The organism is Microbacterium sp. (genome assembly GCF_029263575.1).
In the GTDB taxonomy this organism is placed as follows: domain Bacteria; phylum Actinomycetota; class Actinomycetes; order Actinomycetales; family Microbacteriaceae; genus Microbacterium.
The window spans coordinates 1-8968 of sequence record NZ_JAJUFV010000121.1; the positions used below are offsets into that span (position 1 = coordinate 1).

Consider the following 8968-nt stretch of genomic DNA (forward strand, 5'->3'; position numbering starts at 1 on the left):
CGATCACGGCCATCGGCGCGTTGTCGCCCTTGCGGAATCCGACCTTCGTGATGCGGGTGTATCCACCCTCGCGCTCAGCGACCTGCGGGGCGATCTCAGCGAACAGAGTGTGCACGACGCTCTTGTCCCCGATGACGCTCAGCACGCGGCGGCGTGCGTGCAGGTCTCCGCGCTTGGCGAAGGTGATCAGACGCTCAGCGAATGGACGCAGGCGCTTGGCCTTGGTCTCGGTCGTCTTGATCGACTTGTGGGTGAACAGCGCAGCGGCGAGGTTGGCAAGCAGCAGGCGCTCGTGGGCGGGGCCGCCTCCGAGGCGGGGTCCCTTGGTGGGCTTAGGCATGTTGGTCTAACTCCTGGTCAGAAATTTCGGGAAGGTCAGAAGGACTCGTCTTCGCCTGCGCTGTAGAAGTGGGCGCCGTCGAAACCGGGCACCGAATCCTTGAGCGACAGTCCGAGCGAGATGAGCTTGTCGCGCACCTCGTCGACCGACTTCTGGCCGAAGTTGCGGATGTTCATGAGCTGCGTCTCCGACAGTGCCACGAGCTCAGACACCGTGTTGATGCCCTCGCGCTTGAGGCAGTTGTAGGAGCGGACCGAGAGATCGAGGTCTTCGATCGGCATCGACAGTTCGCTGGAGAGCACGGGCTCGACCGGCGCCGGGCCGATCTCGATGCCCTCAGCCTCGACGTTGAGTTCACGTGCCAGGCCGAACAGCTCGGTCAGAGTCTTCGCCGCCGATGCGATGGCGTCGCGGGGAAGGATGTTGTTCTTCGTCTCGACGTCAAGGATGAGCTTGTCGAAGTCGGTGCGCTCACCCGCTCGAGTCGCCTCGACGCGGTAGCTGACCTTGAGCACCGGCGAGTAGATCGAGTCGACAGGAATCTGGCCGGCCTCGGCGTACTCGTTGCGGTTCTGGGTCGCCGACACGTAGCCGCGGCCTCGCTCGACCGTGAGCTCGAGCTCGAACTTCGCCGTGTCGTTGAGCGTCGCGATGACGAGCTCGGGGTTGTGCACCTCGACACCGGCCGGAGCCGAGATGTCAGCAGCGGTCACCTCGCCCGCGCCGGTCTTGCGCAGGTATGCGGTGATCGGCTCGTCGCGCTCGGACGAGACGACAAGCTGCTTGATGTTCAGGATGATCTCGGTGACATCTTCCTTGACACCGGGGATCGTGCTGAACTCGTGCAGCACGCCGTCGATGCGGATGCTGGTGACAGCAGCGCCGGGAATCGACGAGAGCAGGCTGCGACGCAGCGCGTTGCCGATGGTGTAGCCAAAACCGGGCTCGAGCGGCTCGATGATGAACCGACTCCGGTTCTCGGCGATTTTTTCCTCGGTAAGTGTGGGACGCTGTGCAATGAGCACTCTGTGTTCCTTTCGGTCACATGCCCGCTATATGACATGTGGTGGGTGAGGTGTGGAGTTTTGATTGAGCTGGGCGCGCGGCCCGGAACTTGACGCCCGCTCAGCCCGGTCAGGGAGACTGCCGAAGGGGCGTACGCTCGGTCCGGCCGTCGATGCTTCGACGAGCTCAGCAGTCGAGATGTCCGGACCGAGCGCTACAGCAGATCAGACGCGGCGACGCTTGGGCGGGCGGCAGCCGTTGTGCGCCTGCGGCGTGACGTCCTGGATCGAACCCACCTCGAGCCCGGCGGCCGTCAGCGAGCGGATGGCGGTCTCGCGGCCCGAGCCCGGCCCCTTCACGAAGACGTCGACCTTCTTGACGCCGTGGTCCTGTGCCTGGCGGGCAGCGGCCTCAGCAGCCATGCCTGCGGCGTACGGCGTCGACTTGCGCGAGCCCTTGAAGCCCACGCCACCGGACGATGCCCAGCTGATGACCGCGCCGGAGGGGTCGGTGATCGAAACGATGGTGTTGTTGAACGTCGACTTGATGTGGGCCTGGCCCAGCGCGATGTTCTTCTTCTCTTTGCGGCGCGGCTTGCGCGCGGCGGCCTTGGGTGCAGCCATGAAAGTGTTCTCCTAATCCCTGGCCGCGTTTAGCGGGCCTTCTTCTTGCCGGCGACGGTGCGCTTGGGGCCCTTGCGCGTGCGGGCGTTGGTTTTGGTCCGCTGACCACGCACGGGCAGGCCGCGACGGTGGCGGATGCCCTCGTAGGAGCCGATCTCGACCTTGCGGCGGATGTCTGCTGCGACCTCGCGGCGCAGGTCACCTTCCACCTGGTAGTTGCCTTCGATGTAGTCACGAAGGGCGATGAGCTGCTCGTCGCTGAGGTCTTTCACGCGGATCGACTCATCGATCTCGGTGGCCTTGAGGATCTCGACCGAGCGGGTACGGCCAACGCCGTAGATGTAGGTAAGGGCGATCACCACGCGCTTATCGCGCGGGATGTCAACGCCGGCAAGACGTGCCATGCGGTTCTCCTGGGAATGAGTAGAGGTATGGAGCAGAATATGGACCCGGGCCTCTGTCCCGAGGTGTCAGCTCTTCCGGCTGCTGAGCCGGTGAGGCGTCTTGATTCTGCCTGTAGATATTGAGTTGTGTGTCAGATCTGGTCGATCAACCCTGGCGCTGCTTGTGCCGGGCATTGCTCTTGCAGATCACCATGACGCGGCCGTGACGGCGGATCACCTTGCAGTGATCGCAGATGGGCTTGACGCTGGGGCTGACCTTCATAGTGTTTCCTTGTTCGCTGTCTTCGTACGCACGGGGTGCGCCGTTACTTCTCGACCGATTAGCGGTAGCGGTAAACGATGCGGCCACGTGTGAGGTCGTAGGGGCTGAGCTCTACTACCACGCGGTCTTCCGGGATGATGCGGATGTAGTTCTGCCGCATCTTGCCCGAGATCGTTGCGAGGACTTTATGTCCGTTGGTGAGCTCAACGCGGAACATCGCGTTGGGCAGCGCCTCGGAGATGACGCCCTCGATCTCAATGACACCGTCTTTCTTAGCCATAGCCTCGCTGACGCTTCTGCAGACCGGTCGATCTGCGGTGGATGGGATAATTGTGGGCCGCGCTGGTCGGACACGCCGAAACCAGGCGCAAGGCGCCAACGCTCCATCATATCCGTCCCTGCGGGATCGGGCAACTCGGCTGTCGGGATGGCCGCGGTGTATCAGCCGAGGATCTCGGCGAAGCGGGTGCTGATCTCCGAGTTGTCGATCCGCTCGCCGTCGATCTCCACCGTGGGTGTGCCCTGGATCTCGTGCTGGTCTGCCTGCGTTTCGGAGAAGCGCATGTACGTCCCGTCGGCGATGCAGTCGGCTGCGGCGGCGGCGCCGGCTTCTTCAGCCATGCTCGTAAGCTCGTCGACGCTGAGCCCAGCGGTGTTCTCCGCCGGCTGGTTAGCGAAGAGCGAGTTGAAGAAGGTCAGAGCAGCATCAGGGGCCTCTTCGGCCACGCAGTACATCGCCCCCGCAGACAGCGAGGAGTACTCCCCCGTGGTGGAGTAACGGTTGAGGATCGAGATCGGGTGGATGTTGAGCGTGATCTCGTCGTCGGCAGCCGCGGTCTGAAGCTGCTCGCCGTAGGTGTCTTCGAACTGGCCGCAGATAGGGCAGATGAAATCGACGAACACGTCGACCTCGGTCTCGCCCTCACCGAAGCTGATCGCGCCGGTCTCCTCGTTGACCAGGGCGCTGCTCTCGGGGGCGGTTCCCGGGCCCGAGGCCTGGTTGTTCAGGAACACCACGAAGGCGCCAAGTGCGACGAGCACGACGACGACGGCAGCGGAGATTCCTACGGCGAACCAGTTGGTGTTGCTCTTGGCAGCAGCAGCCATGACTTTCCGATCATTCAGTGGACGCGTACTTCTCTATCTTTCCTCAATACCCTATGTCCCCGCAGTGAGCCGCCGCCCGCGCGCCCGGCGAGAAACGTCTTGCCGCATGAGAAACGTCCCACCAGCACGTTTCTCATGCGGTTGAGCGTTTCTCGCGGAATCCATCCCGTCACCCGCCTTTCTTCCACGGTTTCGCGCGCGGGTTGTTCCGGAACGTGATCAACAGCGCATCATGCTTCGGCGCAACGCGCGGCACACCGATCTCGACGAGTTTTGCGGTGAGCGGCTTCACGCTCCAGATGTCGCGCATCTCCCATCGGGCGAACGGATGCCTGTGGCGTCTGAGTCGGTCTTCACGACGCTTTTCGTCCTTCAGTTTCGCCATAGGGTCGTCGTTGTTCATCAAGTCATACTTGCCCCAGCCGTCGGCTTCACCGATGGCGCGCACGGATTCGAAGTAAAAGTCCACCCTGTCACATTGCCCCTCGTAGATGAACTCCCGCTGCAGCACTGGCACTTCGAATCCGCTCCACGCGATGACCGCGCGGCTCAAGCTTTCGACCGGGGACTCCGAGAGCGGATCCGCATGTGCCCACACCAGCTGCATCCGCGCGCGTCCGCGCTGGTTCTGCTGATCGGCGGCGTGATCCTGCAACTGTCCGATGCTGAGTAATCCGCCCTGCGCCGGAGAGGTGACTGTGTCGACGATCGCGATGCCTCGTCCAGGCGACACAACGCGCACCAGGTCGCAGACAGTGTCGACCAGACTCGTGACGAGAACACCGTTCACCCTCTCGATCGTGCGAGGGTCCTTACTGGTGTGCACGCTGACATCACTGTGTCGCCACGACGATGTTCGATGCGGGTCGAAGACGTGGATGTCCTTGGTCTCACCGAACTGAGGAACACCGTGGATGACCGCCGCGGACTCGAGGCAGAGCACGGCATCCGGGTTCATCCGGATGAACGCGTGCACCCGTACCGCATACTTGTCGCGTGCGGATAGTTTGTCGTACGCGTCGCTGTTGACATAGATGCCCTTGCGCACGCGGGCCCAACCAGATCGCAGGTTGATTCCCAGGTGCCGCGCATCGTCCAAAGTGCACAGCGGAAGAGGAGAGACCGTGCTCGCACGGTCGGAGAGTGTCGACAGCATCCGCCCATCGTGTCTGAAACACAACCTGTACCGGGCGCCATTCACAGCATCCGAGCCGACTACGAAATGTGCAGTGCGAGCCGCCTGGTGGCGAGAAACAGTTTGCCGCATGAGAAACGTCCCGCGCGCACGTTTCTCATGCGAGAACACGTTTCTCGCGGGGGCGCAGCGGGCGCTACGCCAGCGGCACGGGCTCGATGCCGAACGGCGCGAGGCCGGCGGCGCCACCATCGGGGGCAGTCAGAACCCAGATGCCGTCGGCATGGCGGGCCACGCTGTGTTCCCAGTGCGAGCCGTCGCTGCCGTCGACCGTCGAGACGGTCCAGTCGTCGTCTTCGACATAGGTCTCTTCGCTGCCCGCGGTCACCATCGGCTCGATCGCGAGCACGAGGCCCGGTTTGACCTCAGCGCCAGGATCGGGCGTGCGGTAGTTGAAGACGCTGGGGGCTTCGTGCATCTTGCGCCCGATGCCGTGTCCGACGTACTCGCGAAGGATGCCCCACTCGCTACGCGACGCCGATGCTTCGACAGGCTCAGCGAGCGGGGGGTTGTCTTCGATGTGCCCTTGGATCGCGGCACCGATATCGCCGAGGTGACGAGCGGATGCCATCGCCGCGATACCCGCCCACATGGACCCCTCCGTCACACGGGAGAGCTCTTCACGCCGTTCGACGACCTCGGCGCGAGACGGGTCGGCAACCACCACCGTGATCGCGCTGTCGCCGTTCCACCCTTGGAACTGCGCGCCGCAGTCGACCGAGACGATGTCGCCAGCCTGCAGGACGCGCTCGCTGGGGATGCCGTGTACGACCTCTTCGTTCACCGACACGCAGATGGTATGCGAGTACCCGCGCACGAGCTGAAAGTTCGACTCGGCGCCACGGCCACGAATCGTGCGGTTCGCCTCCGTATCCAGCTCAAGCGTCGTCACACCGGGTCTGATCAATGGCCGGACCGAATCGAGAGCGGCGGCGGTGATGAGCCCCGGTTCGATCATCGCCTGCATCTGGGCAGACGACTTGTAGATGGAACGACGAAACATCACGGTGTGGAACCTGATCAGCCCTGGACGGACAGCCCACGAGCAGCCAGCGCCACGAAGATGCGCTCGGTGATCTCATCCAGCGATCCGACACCATCGATCTTGTCGACGATGCCCCGAACGCCATACATGCCGAGGATCGGTGCCGTCTCGTTCTCGTAGATGTCGAGACGGTGCGCGATGGCCTCCGCCGTGTCGTCTGCGCGTCCCTGTTCTTCGGCACGCAGGCGCAGACGCTCGATGCTCTCGTCCCGCGGGACGTCGAGCAGGATCACCGCGTCAAGTGCCTCGCCGCGACCCGCGAGGAACTCGTCGAGGTGGCCGACCTGCACGGCGTTTCGCGGGTACCCGTCGAGCAGGAAGCCGCCCGCGGCATCGTCCTGCGAGAGGCGGTCGCGAACGATTTCGCTCGTCAGCTCGTCAGGCACCAGATCGCCGCGCGCGGTGATCTCGCTGACCTTGGCACCGAGTTCGGTGCCACCCTTGATGTTGGCGCGAAAGATGTCGCCCGTGGACACGACCGGAACGCCGAATGCCTCGGCGATACGCACGCCCTGCGTGCCCTTGCCGGAGCCCTGCGGACCGACGATGAGAAGTCGAGCGGATGCGGTCACCGGAGAAGCCCTTCGTAGTGACGCTGCTGAAGTTGCGCGTCGATCTGCTTGACGGTCTCAAGACCCACACCGACGATGATGAGGATCGACGCGCCGCCGAACGGGAAGTTCTGGTTGGCGTCAACCGTCGACAGCGCGATCAGCGGGATCAGAGCGACGAGACCGAGATACAGCGACCCGGGGAACGTGATGCGCGTGAGCACGAAGTCGAGGTACTCGGCTGTCGGGCGCCCCGCGCGGATGCCGGGAATGAATCCGCCGTACTTCTTCATGTTGTCGGCGACCTCGACCGGGTTGAACGTGATCGCGACGTAGAAGTAGGTGAATCCGATGATCAGGAAGAAATAGATCGCCATGTACAGCGGCTGATCGCCCGTTGTCAGGTTCTGCTGGACCCAGACGACCCAGGCTGCCGGCTCAGTGCCGTCCTGCGGTGTGTTGAACTGTGCGATGAGCATCGGGATGTACAGCAGCGATGAGGCGAAGATGATCGGGATGACACCCGCCATGTTCACCTTGATCGGGATGTAGGTGTTCGTGCCGCCGTAGGTGCGACGCCCCACCATGCGCTTGGCGTACTGCACGGGCACACGCCGCTGCGACTGCTCGACGAAGACGACGAGGCCGGTGACGACGATGCCGATCGCGAGCACGAGCAAGAAGATCTCGAAGCCGTTCGACTCCCAGATGGCCCACATGGCGGACGGGAACGTCGCGGCGATCGAGGTGAAGATCAGCAGCGACATGCCGTTGCCGATGCCGCGCTCAGTGACGAGCTCGGCGAACCACATGATCAGCCCCGTACCGGCCGTCATCGCCATGATGATGAGCAGCTGTGCCCACCAGACATCGTTGGTCAGCAGCTGCTGACAGGCGGCGATGTCGGTCGTACCGAAGAGCTGGCCGCTGCGAGCAACCGTCACCAGCGTCGTCGACTGCAGCAGCGCAAGGGCGATCGTCAGGTAGCGGGTGTACTGCGTGAGCTTGGTCTGCCCGGCCTGACCCTCTTTGTGGAGCGCTTCGAAGTGCGGGATGACCACGCGCAGCAGCTGCGTGATGATCGTCGCCGTGATGTACGGCATGACACCCAGCGCGAAGACCGACAGCTGCAGCAGCGCACCACCCGAGAACAGGTTGACGAGGCTCAGCAGCCCCTCGGTGCCGGCGTTGAGCCGGAGACACTCCTCGACGTTCGGAAAGTGCACGAAGGGTGCGGGAACGTGAGAGCCGAGACGGTAGATGGCGATGATCGCCAGTGTGAAACCGATCTTCCGACGCAGGTCGGGCGTGCGGAAGATCCGCGCGATAGCGCTAAACAAAGGCGTTCCTCCTGAAGGGGTTGCCGCACGATGTGAGACGGCTGAATGACCAGAGTAACCCAAAAGAGGGGCCGGAGAATCTCCGACCCCTCTTTGCAGCGGCTACTTGACGGATCCGCCCGCCGCCACGATCTTCTGCTCAGCAGAGCCGGAGACCTTGTCGACAGAGACCGTCAGCTTCACGGCGATGTCGCCGTTGCCAAGAACCTTGACCTTCTCGTTCTTGCGAACGGCGCCCTTCGAGACGAGGTCACCCACGGTGACGTCACCGCCCTTGGGGTACAGTTCGGCGAGCTTGTCCAGGTTCACGACCTGATACTCGACGCGGAACGGGTTCTTGAAGCCGCGGAGCTTCGGGGTGCGCATGTGCAGAGGCATCTGCCCACCCTCGAAACCGACGCGCACGGTGTTGCGTGCCCGGGTCCCCTTGGTACCACGGCCCGCGGTCTTGCCCTTCGAGCCCTCGCCGCGACCCTTACGGGTCTTCGCGGTGTTGGCGCCGGGAACCGGACGCAGGTGGTGCACCTTGAGCACCGACGGGCGCGCCTCGGAAGTCTCTTCCTTCGGCGCAGCCTTCTTCGCGGTCGGCTTCTTGGCAGCGGGCTTCTTCGCAGCGGAATCAGCCTTTGCCGAGTCAGCCTTGGCGTCGGATGCCACGGCCTTTGCCGGAGCCTTCTTCGCCGGAGCCTTCTTCTCTGCGGCAGCCTTGGGGGCAGCAGCCTTCTTCGCCGGGGCTTTCTTCGTGGCCTCGGCCTCGACGGCGTCGTTCTTCTCAGCCATTAGTTGATCTCCTCAACTTTGACGAGGTGTGCGACGGTCTTGACGTAGCCGCGCGTCTGCGCGTCGTCGGGGCGGACGGTGCTGTCGCCGATCCGCTTCAGACCGAGGCTGCGCAGCGTGTCACGCTGGTTCTGCTTCTCGCTCACCTTGGACTTGATCTGGGTCACCTTGAGACGCTGAGCCATCAGGCACCTACCTTCGCTGCGGCCGCAGCTGCGGCCTTCGCCTCGTTACGGAGGATGATCGCGGGGGCGACGGCGTCGTAGTCGAGGCCACGACGCGCAGCAACCGCACGGGGCTCTTCGAGACTCTTGAG

Annotated in this window: 13 protein-coding genes and 1 pseudogene; all 14 read right to left on the reverse strand. The window is 63.6% G+C overall.

Features of this window, described 5'->3' with window-relative positions; genetic code table 11:
• On the reverse strand, positions 1-340 hold a 340-nt coding region (gene rplQ / locus Q1J95_RS11765), incomplete at its 3' end, for a 50S ribosomal protein L17 (RefSeq protein ID WP_300267775.1).
• Between the two features lie 35 nt (positions 341-375).
• Complete coding sequence (locus Q1J95_RS11770; protein WP_300267776.1) at positions 376-1365, reverse strand: DNA-directed RNA polymerase subunit alpha; 990 nt, start codon at positions 1363-1365, stop codon at positions 376-378.
• A 204-nt stretch (positions 1366-1569) separates the two neighbouring features.
• Positions 1570-1968 (reverse strand): 30S ribosomal protein S11, encoded by a 399-nt coding sequence (rpsK, locus tag Q1J95_RS11775; protein WP_300267777.1) that lies wholly within the window; start codon positions 1966-1968, stop codon positions 1570-1572.
• A gap of 29 nt (positions 1969-1997) precedes the next feature.
• Positions 1998-2372, reverse strand: coding sequence for a 30S ribosomal protein S13 (gene rpsM, locus Q1J95_RS11780; protein ID WP_300267778.1), 375 nt, complete (start codon positions 2370-2372; stop codon positions 1998-2000).
• A gap of 145 nt (positions 2373-2517) precedes the next feature.
• Entirely contained in the window at positions 2518-2634 is a 117-nt protein-coding gene (gene rpmJ / locus Q1J95_RS11785) for a 50S ribosomal protein L36 (RefSeq protein WP_300267780.1), read from the reverse strand.
• A 58-nt stretch (positions 2635-2692) separates the two neighbouring features.
• Entirely contained in the window at positions 2693-2914 is a 222-nt protein-coding gene (gene infA, locus Q1J95_RS11790) for a translation initiation factor IF-1 (protein WP_028496510.1), read from the reverse strand.
• Between the two features lie 161 nt (positions 2915-3075).
• Entirely contained in the window at positions 3076-3741 is a 666-nt protein-coding gene (locus Q1J95_RS11795; RefSeq protein ID WP_300267782.1) for a thioredoxin domain-containing protein, read from the reverse strand.
• A 169-nt stretch (positions 3742-3910) separates the two neighbouring features.
• Entirely contained in the window at positions 3911-4897 is a 987-nt protein-coding gene (locus tag Q1J95_RS11800; protein ID WP_300267784.1) for a hypothetical protein, read from the reverse strand.
• A 175-nt stretch (positions 4898-5072) separates the two neighbouring features.
• Positions 5073-5939 carry a type I methionyl aminopeptidase gene (gene map / locus Q1J95_RS11805; RefSeq protein ID WP_300267786.1) on the reverse strand — a complete coding sequence of 289 codons (867 nt, stop codon included), beginning with the start codon at positions 5937-5939 and terminating at the stop codon, positions 5073-5075.
• A gap of 17 nt (positions 5940-5956) precedes the next feature.
• A complete protein-coding gene (locus Q1J95_RS11810; RefSeq protein ID WP_300267787.1) occupies positions 5957-6553 on the reverse strand; it encodes an adenylate kinase in 597 nt (198 codons plus the stop codon).
• Positions 6550-7872: a preprotein translocase subunit SecY gene (gene secY, locus Q1J95_RS11815; RefSeq protein WP_300267789.1), complete on the reverse strand. Its 1323-nt coding sequence runs from the start codon at positions 7870-7872 to the stop codon at positions 6550-6552. Before secY ends, Q1J95_RS11810 begins: the two co-directional genes overlap by 4 nt.
• A gap of 102 nt (positions 7873-7974) precedes the next feature.
• Positions 7975-8652 (reverse strand): 50S ribosomal protein L15, encoded by a 678-nt coding sequence (gene rplO, locus Q1J95_RS11820; RefSeq protein ID WP_300267791.1) that lies wholly within the window; start codon positions 8650-8652, stop codon positions 7975-7977.
• On the reverse strand, positions 8652-8837 hold the full coding sequence (gene rpmD, locus Q1J95_RS11825; RefSeq protein WP_300267792.1) for a 50S ribosomal protein L30: 186 nt from the start codon (positions 8835-8837) through the stop codon (positions 8652-8654). The genes rplO and rpmD overlap by 1 nt, the downstream gene beginning before the upstream one ends.
• A pseudogene (locus Q1J95_RS11830) lies at positions 8837-8968 on the reverse strand (30S ribosomal protein S5); the annotation flags it as partial. The pseudogene Q1J95_RS11830 and the gene rpmD, both read right to left, overlap by 1 nt.

Excerpts from the sequence above, each read along its gene's own strand:
- rpsK (WP_300267777.1), bottom strand. The coding sequence starts at position 1,968 with ATGGCTGCACCCAAGGCCGCCGCGCGCAAGCCGCGCCGCAAAGAGAAG.
- rpsM (WP_300267778.1), bottom strand. The coding sequence starts at position 2,372 with ATGGCACGTCTTGCCGGCGTTGACATCCCGCGCGATAAGCGCGTGGTG.
- rpmJ (WP_300267780.1), bottom strand. The coding sequence starts at position 2,634 with ATGAAGGTCAGCCCCAGCGTCAAGCCCATCTGCGATCACTGCAAGGTG.
- infA (WP_028496510.1), bottom strand. The coding sequence starts at position 2,914 with ATGGCTAAGAAAGACGGTGTCATTGAGATCGAGGGCGTCATCTCCGAG.
- Q1J95_RS11795 (WP_300267782.1), bottom strand. The coding sequence starts at position 3,741 with ATGGCTGCTGCTGCCAAGAGCAACACCAACTGGTTCGCCGTAGGAATC.
- Q1J95_RS11800 (WP_300267784.1), bottom strand. The coding sequence starts at position 4,897 with ATGCTGTCGACACTCTCCGACCGTGCGAGCACGGTCTCTCCTCTTCCG.
- map (WP_300267786.1), bottom strand. The coding sequence starts at position 5,939 with ATGTTTCGTCGTTCCATCTACAAGTCGTCTGCCCAGATGCAGGCGATG.
- rplO (WP_300267791.1), bottom strand. The coding sequence starts at position 8,652 with ATGGCTGAGAAGAACGACGCCGTCGAGGCCGAGGCCACGAAGAAAGCC.
- rpmD (WP_300267792.1), bottom strand. The coding sequence starts at position 8,837 with ATGGCTCAGCGTCTCAAGGTGACCCAGATCAAGTCCAAGGTGAGCGAG.